9 protein-coding genes and 1 pseudogene are annotated in these 15669 nt (G+C 51.2%); 4 read left to right on the top strand and 6 right to left on the bottom strand.

The genetic code is table 11. The annotated features are described in order from the left end of the window. Positions 1–277 precede the first annotated feature (277 nt). Complete coding sequence (locus tag ACCI49_RS01540; protein WP_371837208.1) at positions 278–2062, top strand: DUF885 domain-containing protein; 1785 nt, start codon at positions 278–280, stop codon at positions 2060–2062. A 106-nt stretch (positions 2063–2168) separates the two neighbouring features. On the opposite strand, the gene ACCI49_RS01535 is transcribed toward ACCI49_RS01540, so the two are convergent. The 4 genes and pseudogenes from ACCI49_RS01535 to rtcR form a co-directional block, all read right to left on the bottom strand. Further along, entirely contained in the window at positions 2169–2786 is a 618-nt protein-coding gene (locus ACCI49_RS01535) for a TSUP family transporter (RefSeq protein ID WP_371837207.1), read from the bottom strand. Then, entirely contained in the window at positions 2787–2948 is a 162-nt protein-coding gene (locus tag ACCI49_RS01530) for a hypothetical protein (protein WP_371837206.1), read from the bottom strand. Positions 2949–2979: 31 nt separating this feature from the next. Beyond that, on the bottom strand, positions 2980–4476 hold the full coding sequence (locus tag ACCI49_RS01525; protein WP_371837205.1) for a C13 family peptidase: 1497 nt from the start codon (positions 4474–4476) through the stop codon (positions 2980–2982). A gap of 58 nt (positions 4477–4534) precedes the next feature. Further along, positions 4535–6133: pseudogene (gene rtcR / locus ACCI49_RS01520) on the bottom strand (RNA repair transcriptional activator RtcR). Positions 6134–6381: 248 nt separating this feature from the next. Between rtcR and ACCI49_RS01515 the strand changes: the two are divergent. Further along, complete coding sequence (locus ACCI49_RS01515) at positions 6382–7614, top strand: RtcB family protein (protein WP_371837204.1); 1233 nt, start codon at positions 6382–6384, stop codon at positions 7612–7614. Between the two features lie 754 nt (positions 7615–8368). Continuing rightward, positions 8369–9529 carry a slipin family protein gene (locus ACCI49_RS01510; protein WP_371837203.1) on the top strand — a complete coding sequence of 387 codons (1161 nt, stop codon included), beginning with the start codon at positions 8369–8371 and terminating at the stop codon, positions 9527–9529. Between the two features lie 404 nt (positions 9530–9933). On the opposite strand, the gene ACCI49_RS01505 is transcribed toward ACCI49_RS01510, so the two are convergent. Further along, positions 9934–11874, bottom strand: a complete 1941-nt coding sequence (locus ACCI49_RS01505) for an FG-GAP repeat protein (protein WP_371837202.1) — start codon at positions 11872–11874, stop codon at positions 9934–9936. Between the two features lie 1071 nt (positions 11875–12945). Here ACCI49_RS01505 and dkgB point away from each other — a divergent pair. Then, positions 12946–13752 (top strand): 2,5-didehydrogluconate reductase DkgB, encoded by an 807-nt coding sequence (dkgB, locus tag ACCI49_RS01500; RefSeq protein ID WP_371837201.1) that lies wholly within the window; start codon positions 12946–12948, stop codon positions 13750–13752. 60 nt (positions 13753–13812) lie between these two features. Here the strand turns inward: dkgB and ACCI49_RS01495 are convergent, their stop codons facing one another. After that, complete coding sequence (locus ACCI49_RS01495) at positions 13813–15663, bottom strand: histidine kinase (RefSeq protein ID WP_371837200.1); 1851 nt, start codon at positions 15661–15663, stop codon at positions 13813–13815. Positions 15664–15669: the final 6 nt, after the last annotated feature.

Raw genomic sequence — 15669 nt, 5'->3', positions numbered from 1 at the left:
TGATAATCCTTATGAACAGCTTATCAAGTTGATTTTTTCGTTGAGAGCTATTTGGGTAGCGCAAAATCCTAAATGGTAAGCGTATCAAAGAATATAATATCTAAGCATATGGCAAAGTGGAGTGTGTCTAGGCTCTGTACCATTTGATAACCTGGAAGTTTTCCAGGCATCCTCAGAATCATATCTGGCTAGAGAAACCAATCATTTTCTACCCCCACCCGTGTTAAGGTTGTCAGATAACTCGATCAAGAATTGGAAGACAACAACGGAGAGCGAAGTGAAAATCGGCAAGGCCCTCGCTAAATATCTTAAGCATACATCTGCTTTTATCCTGGCTATTAGTATTCTGCCTTCTATGTCTTGGGCGTCAACAGCGGCAGAGCAACTACAAGAGGTAATCGAAGAGCACTGGCAATACAGTCTACGTGAGGACCCGATTACTGCGGGTCGTATGGGGGTATCGGACTATAATCGCCAATTACCGGGGGTGGCTGCTGAGGACAGGGCGCGCCGACTGAAAGCCGAAGAGGAATTGCTCCGGCGTCTGCAAGCGGTGGATGCCAATGAATTGAGCGATTCGGATAGGGTCAATCGCGAGTTACTCGCCTGGGTATTGAAAAACTCTATCGAAGCCAATGGATTGTTCCTGGAGCGGGTACCCCTCAATACTTTCTACAGTTTTTATAGTGCGGCCCTGGATGCCAATAGTGGCCTGGCGATGACCCGTGTTGGCGATTATGAGGACTATATCGCCCGCATCCGGGACTTTGGCCGCTACTTCGATGAGAATATTGCCAATATGCGTGAAGGAGTTCGCACAGGTTTTGTCTTGCCCAAAATAGTGGTGCAGGGCATAGCCCCCACCGTGCGAGCTCAAGTTTATAAGGATCCCACCAAGAGCAGCTTGTACAAACCTTTTGTTGATATGCCTAGATCAATTCCCTCTGCAGAGCAGCAACGCTTACGCGATGCCGGGAAAGGGGCAATTGAACAGGTGGCCATTCCAGCCTTTGCCCGAGTGGCGAACTTCCTAGAGGGGGAATACCTCAAAGCTGCCAGCGAAACCATTGGCGCTGAGAAAATGCGCGGAGGCAGTGACTATTATCGCCACAATATCCGCAACTATGTGACCCTGGATATGGACCCGGCAGAGATCCATCGCACTGGCCTCGCTGAAGTGAAGCGTATCCGTGCGGAGATGGAGGAACTGATTAAGGAGTCCGACTTTGAAGGTACTTTTGAGGAGTTTACCCATTTCCTGCGCACCGACCCGCAGTTCTATGCCAAGACACCGGAAGAGTTGCTTAAAGAGACCGCCTATATCTCCAAGCGCATCGATTATCTGTTGCCCGAGTTCTTTAACCTGCTGCCACGCACTCCCTACGGAGTGGTTCCGGTACCTAGCGAGATCGCGCCCAACTACACGACCGCTTCCTATAATCCCGCCGCCATTGGTGGTACCCGCGGCGGGGCCTACTGGTTGAATACTTACGGCTTGGACCAGCGCCCTCTGTACGAGTTGCCCGCCTTGACCTTGCATGAGGCGGTGCCAGGCCACCATCTACAAAATGCCCTGTCCCAGGAGCTTGAAAATGTGCCGGACTTCCGACGGAATCTTTACTTGAGTGCTTTTGGCGAGGGTTGGGCACTTTACTCAGAGCGTCTCGGCAAGGAAATGGGCCTGTACACTACGCCTTATGAGCATTTTGGGCGCCTTAGCTATGAAATGTGGCGTGCGGCACGCCTGGTAATTGATACCGGCATCCACTCCCAAGGCTGGACCCGCCAGCAAGCGCTCGATTTTCTTTCCAGCAATACTTCGCTTTCTCCCGCGAATGTGCGTGCAGAAGTGGACCGCTATATTTCCTGGCCGGGCCAAGCCCTCTCTTACAAAATGGGAGAAATTAAGATCCGCCAGCTGCGTGCACAGGCGGAAAAAGAGCTTGGTGATCAGTTTGACTTGCGTGCCTTCCACGATGCGCTGTTAAAAAATGGAGCCTTACCTCTCTCCATGTTGGAAGAGCAGATGCAAGGTTTTATAGAGGAGCAGAAATCTTCTTAAAATATCGTTTCGCAATCCCGCTCTCAATCGCTAGAGCGGGATTGCAAATGAGAAAGCAGGCGCGCTTCTGGCAAATTTTCTATACAAGCTAATAGACAGCTTGTTTTCAGATAAAGTCTATCCATCCCATAGAATGGGCGTACTTTATTAGCATCCCGCTACACATAAGAACGACGACTCCTCTCAGGTAGGTAGGATTAATTTTAAATAGGCAGTGTGATCCTATCCACGCACCTATGATTTGTCCAATCATCATTAGGATGCCTACTATCCACGCAACATGTCCGGCAAGTAAAAATATAATTAAAGAAGCTATATTGGTAGAGAAGTTAAGAGGTTTTGCCATCGCAGTGGATGTCAATAAATCTTGTCCTCTGCAAGCAATACCTGACAAGGTAAAAAATGACCCTGTTCCAGGTCCGAACATGCCATCGTAGTACCCAATCAATGGAATTACCCCATATTTATATTTTCTGCTGGATAATTTTGGTTCTTCATTATTCTGAGTCAATGACGGGGAAATTAGGAAATAAACGGCAATAAATAAAAGCACTACAGGAATTATAAATGACAAGATGTCAGTGTTAATAAATTGTACTGCTATTGTTCCAATAGCCGCACCAATAAAAGCCGGTAGCATTAAGCTCTTAATCCCACTCCAGCTTATTTTACTGCTCTTAATCATCATATAAGTTGCAGTTGCTGTACCGATACTGCCTTGCAATTAATTGGTGCTTAGGGCTGTTAAGGGCGGTACACCACTCAGAATTAAGACCGGTACTGTTACCAGGCCGCCACCACCTGCCAATGTATCGAGTAGGCCGGCTATTACGGCAATAAAAAACAAAATAGACAATAATTCAATAGAGAAACTTGCGAACTCCAAGAGAGTACCTCCTTTCGCTTGTTGCTAAGACTTAACTTTCAATAGCCTTCTTTGTTTTTTTCCACCATGTTAGGAAATTTTCCCCAATGGAATGCTGTGGTAGGGAATGAGAATCTTTTTCTATCCCCTGTTCCTTTTCCATTTCAGTGACCTTTTTATTCGCCGTGCTAAACCAAACCTTGGGGTCTTTTATTCCCTGCTGTAGAGCATCGCCATAGAGTGCAGAACTGAACCAGGTGCGGTGGGAGTCATCGCTGCAACCAAAAGAGGTTCTGTTATCGGCGGCGGAGGTAAATACGATACGATTTGGGGTGCTCAAAGGCTTAATCCACTGGCCGGAATAGCAGGCTGAAATCACTATCCACTGGTACCTTACATTAAGGTTATCCAGCCATTTTTTTCCGTCTGCCACAGAGAGATCCTTTAGTGGCATTTTACCCTCAGCAATTGTTAAGTCGCCATTGCGTGCACCGTGGCTGACAAGGTGCACTAACAGTAGGTCTTCCTGTGGGTCCAGTAACTGATCCAGGGCATTGAGACTTTCTTGGATACTGGTGCGGGTGGCGAGAGGAAAACTGTAGCCGCCACCGTTACTGAGGCGCAGTACACGCTCATCAATACCAAAGGCCTTATCAAGGCGTTCTGACACCCAATCCAATTCCCTGGCAAATACCGGAGAGGTGCCATCACCGCCTACTAACAGCGTGTACACATCGCGTACACCAGGCCTCTGCGGTGCCAGTGCATCAATAGCACTTTGTAAGCGATCACTCTCGCTGTAAAGGCGTGTTTCCGCCTGGGCTGCAGGAATTTCTTGTTGTATGCGCCAGGCCGCCTCACTGGGAAAGTAGATACCCTTAGCAAAATAGCCGGACTCCTCAATAGTATTTCCCTCGCCATCAATGCTCACACGCTGGCCTTCTCCATCCGCCTCTCCGTAGCGGAAGTTGGCGCGAATAGTGGTCCCATCAGGTTGGGTCAATTCACCAGCGCCAGAGTAATAACCGTATTCAAAGTCGCCTTTGTAGTTGTAGCCCTCGATATCTGAGTAGCTTCCGCGTAGAAACATTCCCTGTTCAAAAGTGCCTTTATATTGACTGCCATCTTCAGTGGTCAGCTCACCTTCACCGTGTGGACCGTAATCCAGAAACTCACCACTATAAGTTTCTCCACCATCCCATTTTGCTGTGCCTTTTTGTAGCTCCCCTTCACTGAAATGACCCGACCATTCATCTTCACCACAGGTATAGCGGCCTTCGCCATGTGGTTCTCCATTGAGGAATTCACCCTCGTAAGTACAGCCATCCGCTTTGGTAAGTAGTCCCTGGCCGCTAATGCGGCCATTGTGAAAATCCCCGCGATAGTGATTGCCATCGGGCCATTGCAACTGGCCCTGACCATGGAAAAGGCCATTTTGTAAGTCACCTTTGTATACGGAACCATCTGGCAGGGCGGTGCCGCCTGCAAACTGTGTTGGCTCGCAGGCGCTGAGAAGAAGAAAAAGCGGGGTTAAGTAGGCGTATCTCATTCCATGATCCATCATTGATGCTCTGGAGTGAGATTAACAAAATGGTGCCAACAGGGCTCTAGGCTTGATTCAGTTGCTCGAACTTAAGCCCGTATTTTTCCAGTAGCTGGCGTACCCGGTGAGAATCGTTATTGGACTTTTTTGTAGTGCGGCTCACTTGGAAGAGTTTGCGTCCGGCCTCCGCCATGGAGCTGGACTCTTCACACACCTGAATCAGCCCCGCCAGTTTGATCTGCTCGTAGTAATCCATCTGTTCAATACTGTCGGGGCCCAGTAGTGCTTTGATACGCGCGAGGGGTAGTAATGATTCGTCTTTAAGGGCTCGCCACTTGACTTGCAGCCGTTGGATTTCTTCTTCTACCACCTGCGACGTGATGCGCCCACCAGCAGCGAGAGTACTCATACGCAGGATACTGGCGTTAAGGTCGCGAAAATTGGCGGACCAGCTGGCCTCTGCCGAGCGGCCAAAGTTGAGGTACCTCTCCCGTGCCACTTTATTGAAACTCACCAGGTGGCCGGACTTTCTGGAAAACGCCTCCAGCTCAAAATCGATATTGGGTTCCAAGTCTTCAATACGCTCCCGCAGGGAGGGCAGGCGGTAGGTCCACAGGTCGATACGGGCCAGCAGGTCTGCGCGAAACTTGTCTTCGTGGCTGAGTTGCACAAGATCCCGGTTGGTGCCTGCGATCAGCTGAAAGTGACTGCTCACTTCTTTGTCTGAGCCAAAAGGCATAAAGCGCTTGTGCTCTATAGCGCGCAGCAGCATCGCTTGCTCGTCCAATCCCAACTCGCCGATCTCGTCCAGAAAAAGCAGGCCCTTATCAGCCTCCATTAACAGTCCAGAGCGGTGTGTGGTGGCGCCGGTAAAGGCGCCTTTGCGGTGCCCGAACAGGGCGGACATGGCATTCTCGCCGCGCAGGGTGGCGCAGTTCACTGCTACCAAGCCCCCCTCCAATTTTCCGCGCTGCTTGCGCAACTCATAGACTCGCTGGGCCAGTTGCGGTTTGCCAGCCCCCGTCGGCCCTGTAATCAGGATGGGCGCATCGGAACGAATGGAGACCTGCTCCAACTGCTTGATCATCTGGTTGAAGGCGAGGTTGTTGGTCTCAATGCCACCTTTCAGATAGGTGGTGCCCTCCTGGTGTTCCCGCTGGAAGCGCGAGGCGATCTGGTCGTATTTGGATAGATCCAAATCGATGATTTGGTACTCACCTGGCAGGTTGCTGTGCTTTCGTGCCGGGGATGTTTGCAGCAGGCACCCGGGGAAATATCCGGCCTCCGTTAGCAGGTAGAGGCAGATCTGGGCCACATGGGTACCGGTAGTGATATGCACCAGGTATTGCTCCTGATCCGGCTTGAATACGTAACCGCGGGCAAAATCCAGCAGGTTGCTATAGACGCTTTCAAAGTCTCAGGGATCGCCGAAGTTGACTCGGTGATGAACTACTTCTGTCTCTGGAGAGATTTGCGCAATGTCCTTTGTGACCTGGTCGGCCAGGCCTTTTGAGTGGTTGTCGAACAGGAGTTCCAGCCGATCGATAAGCAGATCATCGTGCTGACACATGGAAATATTGGGCCGCCATTTGTCCCAGCGTTTGTCGCCTTTGCCGCGCCGGTCTTTAGTGGTACCGAGAATACTAATAGCTACTGTTTTCATGCTATCTAAAATATTAAATAGCTATCTAAAATATTAAATAGCTATCAAAAAAGATAGATAAGTTAATGCTTTGTAACTCGTTAAAGCCAGCTGAAAGCTCTGGGTGAAATTAAATTTCATTTAAAAACAATAGGTTAGGGAAAACCCAATAACTTTTACAAAAGTTGGCACCCTATTCGCTATATCAATAGCAAACGAAACGCATGAATTGATAACGCGGTTTTGCAAGATTTCAAAAGGAGCGAGAGATGAAACCATTGCCGTATGAAGTGATGCAGGAAGGCGGTGTCCCCATCAAGTCCTGGACTCTGGGTGTGCCATTTGAAGAAGAGGCCAGGGCGCAGCTCAGAAATATTTCGCAGATGCCATTTATCCACAAATGGGTGGCGGCAATGCCCGATGTACATCTCGGCAAAGGCGCCACTATTGGTAGTGTTGTACCTACCTTGGGTGCGGTGATCCCCGCTGCTGTGGGTGTGGATATCGGCTGCGGCATGATGGCGGTGCGCACCAGCCTTTCTGCGCCACAGTTGCCGGATAACCTGGCCGGGGTACGCAGTGCCATTGAGCGCGCAGTGCCCCACGGCCGTACTGGCGGCTTTCGTGGCAAGAGAAGGCGAGATAAGGGCGCCTGGGAGAATCCGCCGGATGATGCACTCGCTGGTTGGGCACCGTTGGCAGCGCAGTTTGAGCTGCTCAAAGAGAAGCATCCAGTTTTAAAAAACACTAACAATATTAATCACTTGGGAACGCTTGGTACCGGCAATCACTTTATTGAGATGTGCCTGGATGAGCAGGGTAGCGTGTGGCTGATGTTGCACAGCGGTTCCCGTGGTGTAGGTAATCGTATCGGCACCTATTTTATTGAGAAGGCTAAACGGGATATGGAGCTTTGGCATATCCATCTGCCGGATAGTGACTTGGCGTATTTCCCTGAAGGCACAGAGCATTTTGATGACTATGTGCAGGCGGTGGAATGGGCCCAGGAGTTTGCTTGCATCAATCGCGAGGTAATGATGGCGCGTACTATCGGTGCGGTGAAGCAGGCGCTGGGCACGGATTTCGAGGCGCGCATGGAGGCGGTGAACTGCCATCACAATTACGTTTCCCGCGAGCATCACTACGGCAGGGATGTACTGGTGACGCGCAAGGGGGCTGTAAGAGCGCGTGTTGATGAAATGGGCATTATTCCCGGAAGTATGGGGGCCAAATCTTTTATTGTGCGGGGGCTTGGGAATGAGGAAAGCTTCTGCAGTTGTAGCCATGGTGCCGGGCGGGTGATGTCGCGCACCAAGGCAAAAAAACAGGTCTCCCTGGAGGAGCACCGCGCGGCAACTGCCGATGTGGAGTGCCGTAAAGACGAGGGTGTGATCGACGAAACCCCATCGGCCTACAAACCTATTGAAAAGGTTATGGCAGCACAGAAAGACCTGGTGGAAATCGTTTACACCCTCAAACAGGTGGTCTGCGTCAAAGGGTGACTCAGAGCCGGTACGGGATTAGGCCGCCTGAAGGAAAGACCGGGAATGTTAAAGGGATGCCGGAAGATGGAATCACAGGAGTCCATTCTCCGCAAACAAGTTTGAGTGTTTTTGTTCCAGTCAGCGGAGCCGGTTTTGTATACCGGCCTGGCACCACCGCCGCTGGCCGCAGGTGTGCCCACTGTGTCGCTCACTTGGTAGTGCAACCGTTTTATCGGTTAGTTACAGGTTCAATTCCTCTCAAAGTCACGTCGCCTGGAAAGCGACCTTAGGGAAAGGCGGGAGCCTGGGGTTCGAATCCCCGCAAAGAAGCCTTCTTTGTTGAAATCTATCCGGGGCCTGCTGTGCCTTCTGGTTTTGGTTGTTGGTATACACCGACTGCCAAACTCAAAGGTATGCCGGTGACAGTATCGACTCTCGTGGATTTGCTTCGTGTGAGCAGGTTACAAGTTTTTTACTAAAAAGGGGGAAGGAAAGAATGCACTGCGCTCGGGACCGTATGAGGCATGGATGCCGATTACGAGCCTACAGGGATGTATTCACAGCGCGTCGCGAGTGCAGTGTATTCTTTCCTTCTGAGTCAGTAGTACCTAATTTGTTTTGATCAGGGATAGTGGCTGTGTTGCCCAAGATGGGCAGAAGGAAAATGGTTTAAAACCGCTGTATTCTACTTCCACGTTGTACAAGCGTAGGACTACCCTGTAACCGGGTGGGCTCCACCCAAAAGGAATAAAAAAGATAAGAGATCGGAAAAATGAAATCTCTCTTTAAAATATGGAAAATTGTGGATGTGGCAGATAACGAGCGTGCGCTTTTGTTTCGCCGCAGTCGTTTTGAAAGGGTATTACCTCCGGGACGTCACCGTATCTGGCGGCTTTCCGGTGATGTGCGGGTGGAGACCTATGATATTACCGAAGTGGTTTTTGATGCGATCAAGGCAAAATTTTTGCTGAATACTTACGGTGAAATACTAGGTGAATATTTGCAGTCCTACGAGCTGTCTGATCAGCAGGTAGGCCTTTTCTATCGGGACGGCCACCTGGTGGATATCCTTCCTCCCGGTACTTATCGTGCGGTGTGGAAAGGTGGTGAAACCGTGCGTGTAGGTATTGTGGATATCTCAAAGGAATATACGATTGATGAGAATATATTGGGCCTGCTTGGTCGTGGGGTGAAGATCGGGCAGATGCGTATCGCCGCCCAGGCGGTTAGCTATAACAAAATTCCCGATGAACATGTGGGCCTTTTGGTTGTAAACGGCAAATTGGAACAGACTCTACAGCCGGGTCGTTATGGCTTCTGGAAATATAATCGTTCTATTACAGTGAAACTGATAGATATGCGCCTGCAAACTATTGATGTGAGTGGCCAGGAAATTCTTACCAAGGATCGGGTTAGCTTGCGCATTAACCTGAGAGGCACTATCAAGATTACTGATCCACAGCGAGTAGCGTTAAAATTCGGCGACTACAAAAGTTTTATTTACCGGGGGTTACAACTACACCTACGCGAAGCGGTGGGCACCCAGACACTCGATAGCTTGTTGGCGGATAAAGATCGTCTGAATATTGTTATTGCGACTGGTATTCGTAAGAAATTGGCGGAATATGGTATCGAGGTTATCAGCGTAGAAGTGAAAGATATTATTTTACCCGGTAATATGAAGATGATTCTTAGTCAGATAGTGGAAGCGCAAAAAGAATCTGAAGCGAATTTAATAAAGCGCCATGAAGAGCCCCAGGCTGTGCGCTCCCAGCATAACACTGCCGAGATGATGGATCACAATCCTGTGTTACTGCAGTTAAAAGAACTGGAATCGCTGGGAAAAATCGATACACGCATCGATAAAAATTCAGTATCTGGCGGTCCTGAGGGCGTGCCTACCGATCAGGTGAAACTGCGACCAACTGCTTGACTAGAGAGTAAAAACATCAAGATTATTTAGCGGTATTAAAGAAACTAATTAGTGATTGAGATAGATGTTACCCAGATTCTTCTGGGCAAGTTATATAGGAAAATTTATCCTGGATGCCTTTGATATCTTCTCTGCAGGCTGGTTCGATAACAGCGTTAAGCAATTTATATAAATAAATTTTACAGCGCTGGGCGCAGAGATAGAGGCTGTCTTCAAGCCACTAAAAGAGACACTCGCACAACCAAAACAACCTTTGGCGGTGAAGTTGGCGAGTGTGATTCTATCGGTTGCGATCAGGCTGCCGGACGATGCCCCAGCTTACGCTGGGGAAATCCTCTAAGCTGTCCGGTCGGCTGTAATGATGGATATGAGACTAATAAAATGAAGCGTATGTTTACTGTTAATCAGTAAACATACACGGCGCCGGGATACAGCATATCATTATTGCTCTGGTCACCATTAATACCTTTGGCATTACTGCCCTCTCGAGGTGCCCCTATGGCAAGGGTATTGCTGTCATCGCTGAGGCTGACAGATGAGCCGAAAGAATCGTTTTTACCGGTATTGCTGGCCTTAATATAGGCCTGCTGAGCCCAGGTGGTATCGGCGCGGGCAAACATATACACAGCGCCGGAAAGCCGTTCATAGTTATTGCTCTGGTCGCCATCAATGCCTGTGGCATTACTCTCCTCTAAATTTGCCCCTATGGCGAGGGTATTGCCGTCACCGCTGAGGCTGATGGATTTACCGAAGCGATCCGATTCTTCGGTATTGCTGGCCTTGATATAGGCCTGCTGGGCCCAGATGGTATTGCCGCGGGCGAACACATACACGGCGCCAGATTTAATAGCATCATTATTGCTCTGGTCGCCATTGATGCCTATGGCATTACTGTCCTCGTAATATGCCCCCACGGCGAGGCTATCGCCGTCACCGCTGAGGCTGACAGAATAGCCGAATTCATCCCCTCCACCGGTATTGCTGGCCTTGATATAGGCCTGCTGGGCCCAGATGGTATCGGCGCGGGCGAACACATACACGGCGCCAGATTCAATAGCATCATTATTGCTCTGGTTTCCATCGATGCCTGTGGCATTACTGTCCTCCCAATATGCCCCCACGGCGAGAGTGTTGCCGTCACCGCTGAGGCTGACAGAATAGCCGAATTCATCCTCCCCACCGGTATTGCTGGCCTTGATATAAGCCTGCTGCGCCCAGGTGGTATCGGCGCGGGCGAACACATACACGGCGCCAGATTCAATAGCATCATTATTGCTCTGGTCGCCATTGATGCCTGTGGCATTACTGCTTTCTTTAGATGCCCCCACCGCGAGGGTATTGCCGTCATTGCTGAGGCTGACAGAATAGCCGAAGTAATCCTCTCCACCGGTATTGCTGGCCTTGATATAGGCCTGCTGAGCCCAAGTGGTATCGGTGCGGGCGAACACATACACGGCGCCAGAGTTCACCGCGCCGTTATTGCTCTGGTCGCCATCAATGCCTGTGGCATTACTCTTCTCTAAAACTGCCCCAACCGCGAGGGTATTGCCGTCACCGCTGAGGCTGACAGAAAAGCCGAAGTAATCCCCTCCACCGGTATTGCTGGCCTTGATATAGGCCTGCTGAGCCCAAGTGGTATCGGTGCGGGCGAACACATACACGGCGCCAGAGTTCACCGCGTCGTTATTGCTCTGGTCGCCATCAATACCTGTGGCATTACTGCTCTCGTTAGGCGCCCCTATGGCAAGGGTACTGCCGTCACCACTGAGACTGATGGATGTACCGAATTGATCCAATCTATCGGTATTACTGGCCTTGAAATAGCCGATGCTGTCAACGAGCGTACCGTCAACCGGGAGAATTTTGGAATCTGAACATCCTTCCGAATTACAGGCCTGTAATAAGTATTGGGCGTTGATTCTGGCATAGAGTGGCACTTCCAGGGCATAGCTCTCGGAACCTTGGGGGATATCCTCTCCGACTTGGCTAAACCCGGAAATACCGTCTGGATTTTCCTGAAGCCGGTAGTATTCGGCTCCCTCGACAGCATCCCAGTTAAACCGGAAGAGTTTGATCGCTTCCAGGCTCAAGCTGAAATTCTGCGGCTGGTCTGGTGCGGCAGGAGGCTCTGGCTCTGGCTCTGGCTCTGGCTCTGGCTCTGGCTCTGGATCTGGATCTGGGTCTGGATCTGGGTCTGGATCTGGTTGGGTTGGTGCGGCTGGAGGTTCTTCAGTACCAGAACTGCCCGAACTGCCGCCGCCACAGGCGGTAAGCAGGGACAAAAGAAGCACGAAGGCAGAGACTGTTAGGTTTTTCATGTTGCTATTTGGATTAGTAAATTCCATTTAAATAAGAGCTGCACATTCCTGTACAAAGTGAGGTCTAGATTGTGCCAAAAGGTGAGGTTTAAACCAAATAATATGTGGAGCAGTCACTCCTATAAATGTCTGCGGAGCGATAGTGTTTAATAATTTCCTGGAAAAATTCTGTTTTTTTACTGGATTACATTTTTCCTAACTTTTGTGGGTACTCGGGGTTACGGCAGGCTGTGGATGAAGTGCTGGGTTACTCACAACAAAAATACTCGTTGGGATAATCCCGAAAGTAAAGATACGTGGTGATAAGCACTAGTATGGGAGTAAACCAACCGTACCAGTTTCTATGGATTGAAGTTGACCATTTATTTATCCAGAATGCTGACACTATTGCGCTTGCCTTTGGTAGGCGCCATCAAAACAGTTGGCTGCGGGGATACCTTTACCGCTTTCACTATGTATCCTGGATTTTACCGGAGGAGAGCGGTTTCTCGGTCGTTCGCCTGCGCCTGATAATACTGGTATATGGAATATGGTTGGTGGCGGGGAATATCCGGGGAGGGCACCTATTCTAAGAGTGCAAACCGCTGCCGGCGCCGAATCGCATTTTTGCCACTTAGACTATTGTTCTACTTGCCCTTGCTTTTAATGCTGCCAGCCCTGGGGCTGCGGTACCCACTGTATTGTTTTGTGGCGCTTTTGCTTTTGGAAATGTGATTGATCTGCGGTCCAGGCGGTGCAGCTTACAGAAAAACTTCTCTCTCCGAGGCGGTGGATATGGCTTCGGAAATGAATATTGCCGTTTTTAATATGGGTATTACTACTGGGTCAGAAGGGAAGAATACACTGCACTTGCGACGCGCTGTGAATACATCCCCGTAAGCTCGTAATCGGCATCCATGCCTCATACAGTCCCGAGCGCAGTGTATTCTTTTCTAGTACATTTGCTTCGACCCTTTTATCCACAAAATTTAATCGCCGCGACCATACTTATTTTTAGGTCAGTTTGATCAGCTTTAAATACGTACGGGTTGCTGTGTCAGGGTCATTTACCCTTGGCGGCAGCCCGGTACTATCAATACAGGTTAATTGGAAAACCCGATGAAGCAGATTCCAATGTTGGGAGTCGGTACCGCACGGCTGGAAGGTAAACAGGTTGTCCAGTCGGTGCGGATCGCATTTGAGCTGGGATTTAGACACATTGATACCGCGCAGATATACGGCAATGAGGCGGATGTGGGCAAGGCCGTTGCCGGGAGCGGCCTAGAGCGTAGGGAAATATTTTTGACCACCAAGGTGTGGCTGGAAAACCTGGGACGAGCGCGTTTCCTTCCCAGTGTGCGGGAGAGCCTGCAAAAGCTGCGCACAGAGTATGTGGACCTGCTGCTGATTCACTGGCCCGCCGGTGAGGATGGCACACCGATGGTTGAGTATCTGGAGCAGTTGTCTGCAGCCAAACAGGCTGGTTTGGCGAGAGCGATTGGTGTCTCTAATTTTACCAATGCCCAGCTGGACCAAGCAGTGGCGCAGCTGGGGGCTGGGCAGATTGCCACTAACCAAGTGGAGGTGCACCCCTACCTGCAGAACGATGTGGTTGTGGATCATTGCCAAAGCCTTGGCATTCCAGTGACCGGTTATATGCCGCTGGCTAAAGGCAAGGTGGTGGAAGATAAGGTGCTGGGCCAGATTGCACAAAAACACCGGGCCAGCATTGCTGAAGTGGTGATTGCCTGGAGCCTGGCGCGCGGGATTATCACCATTCCATCATCCACCAAGCGTGCCCATCTGCAGAGTAATCTCGCTGCCGCTTCGCTGCGGCTCACTTCCGATGACGTCCAGCAGATCAAGGCACTGGAGCGTGGCGAGCACCTGATAAACCCCAGTTATGCCCCGGCCTGGGACCTTTAAATCCTTATACCAGACCCGCGTTGCCTGAACGTATGGGTTGGAGGAAAGTGCCCGGCCGAGCTATACCGCATCGCGCCAGACCAGCTCGCGCTCGCGCGCGTACTGGGGCACAAAGCTGAACTGCACCTCTGTGCCGCCCTCTTCACGCCGACAGATATGCAGCTTGCCGTTCAGGTTGCTGGCGCGCTCCTGCATGATGGACATGCCGAAATGATTGCGTTTTTCCGGTGAGCTGCTGATGCCGATACCGTTGTCGCGGATATGGACGCTGACGGAGTGGTTGTCGGTTTGGGTCATACCGATTTGCACCATGTCTCCCTGTGAGTGGTAAACTGCGTTTTGCGAGGCCTCGCGTACCAACTGCAACAGGTGAATCTCCTCGTGGGGGCTGAGGGGAACCTCGTCCAACTGGTAGTCCAGCAGGATTGTGATCTGCGGGTGCTGCTCGCGGTAGGCGAGGATTGACTGCTCAAGGATATTGCGCAGACCGCCGGGGCCTATTTGTAGGCGGAAGGTGGTGAGCAGCTCGCGCAGCTGCCGGTAGGAGGAGTCCAGGCCCTCCTTCAACTCGGTGATAATTTCCTTGACTTTGGTTTTGTCCACCTGCTCGCTGCGGTTGGTCCGGTTCAGGCGGGTGACCTGGATTTTCAGGTAGGAGAGGGACTGGGCCAGGGAGTCGTGAAGCTCCCGCGCGATAATCGCGCGTTCATCCAGCAGGGCCACACGGCGCTCCTGTGCCTCGCGCTCATTGATGGCAATGGCCGCAGTGACACTGTCGGCAAAGGTGGCCAGGCGCTGTTGTTGTTCGTCGTTTAGGCTTTCACCTCGGGGTAGGGTGCAGGTGAGTACGCCGTAATTGCGCTTATCCACTTCCAGTGGGAATCGGTACACACGCTGCTGTTCTTCATCAGAGGGCCCGCAGGTACTCACACAGGTGCGGCACTCGCTGCTGTGGCACAGGGCATTGCCAAGGCCTTGCACCAGGTGCTCGTATGGGAGCTCACCCTCTGGAGTCATCAGGCAAAGGTCCAGATTGCTGATATCGGCAACATTGGCGAACTCACCGAGCCACTGACCCAGTTCGGCCCCGGTTAAAGGCCCCTCACTGATACGTCGCGCCAGGCGGTATTGAAAGTCCAGCGCTTTGTGGCTCTTCTGTAACTGGGCGGTTTTCAGTTCCACGCGGTGGGCCAGGTCCCGGTGAGTCGCGTGGATCTCGTCACTCATGTAATTAATAGTGCGTGCCAGGACTCCCAGTTCATCGTCGCTGTCGATCTCCAGGCGGTTTTGTTTAAAGTTACCCTGGGCGATGCTCAGTGAGCGGTTGGTGAGTTGCTTGAGGGGCTGCTCCACAGAGCGGTGCAAGATATATAGCGACAGGTACACCAACACTACTATGGCGAACAGCGAGCCCAGCTGTACTAGGCGCAGCAGGCTGATTTTTTCTTCAGCGATGGTTTGGTAGTCGAATACCAGAGTGTCCACGTCGTAAATAAAGGGTTCCAGGCGGGTGGCCAGTTGCAGCGAATCCATGGAGGAGCGGCCAGAGGTAATGGATTCCAGCAGAGGGCGGATTTCCTCCTCCCAGCTGTCCATCACTTTGCGATAATTGTGCGCGGCACGCAGATTGTCGCTGGCACTGAAGTCCGAAATACTGAGCACCCGCTGCAGGCGCTCGGTAACCTCGTTCTCAAGCGCCCTGGTGGCTGCAATATCGCCGGAGGGCGCGGTGGCCGAAAGACGGTAACTCATGGCGCGCAGGGAGCCAGCCAGATTCACTGCAGCGGCATCGTTTTCGGCAGCGTCAGAGATTACGTAGGAGGCGACCATGGAACTGAGGGCCACGAGCACAGTGAGCAGCATCAGGATACCGATGCGGTAGACGATGGACTGTCGGATTCGGTTCAGCATATCTGG

Source organism: Microbulbifer epialgicus (assembly GCF_041447265.1).
Lineage (GTDB): Bacteria > Pseudomonadota > Gammaproteobacteria > Pseudomonadales > Cellvibrionaceae > Microbulbifer > Microbulbifer epialgicus.
This window is presented reverse-complemented; position numbering and strand designations above follow the sequence as displayed.

Coding starts and splice junctions, on each gene's coding strand:
- ACCI49_RS01525 (WP_371837205.1), bottom strand. CDS start 4,476: ATGAGATACGCCTACTTAACCCCGCTTTTTCTTCTTCTCAGCGCCTGC.
- dkgB (WP_371837201.1), top strand. CDS start 12,946: ATGAAGCAGATTCCAATGTTGGGAGTCGGTACCGCACGGCTGGAAGGT.
- ACCI49_RS01495 (WP_371837200.1), bottom strand. CDS start 15,663: ATGCTGAACCGAATCCGACAGTCCATCGTCTACCGCATCGGTATCCTG.
- ACCI49_RS01510 (WP_371837203.1), top strand. CDS start 8,369: ATGAAATCTCTCTTTAAAATATGGAAAATTGTGGATGTGGCAGATAAC.
- ACCI49_RS01505 (WP_371837202.1), bottom strand. CDS start 11,874: ATGGAATTTACTAATCCAAATAGCAACATGAAAAACCTAACAGTCTCT.
- ACCI49_RS01515 (WP_371837204.1), top strand. CDS start 6,382: ATGAAACCATTGCCGTATGAAGTGATGCAGGAAGGCGGTGTCCCCATC.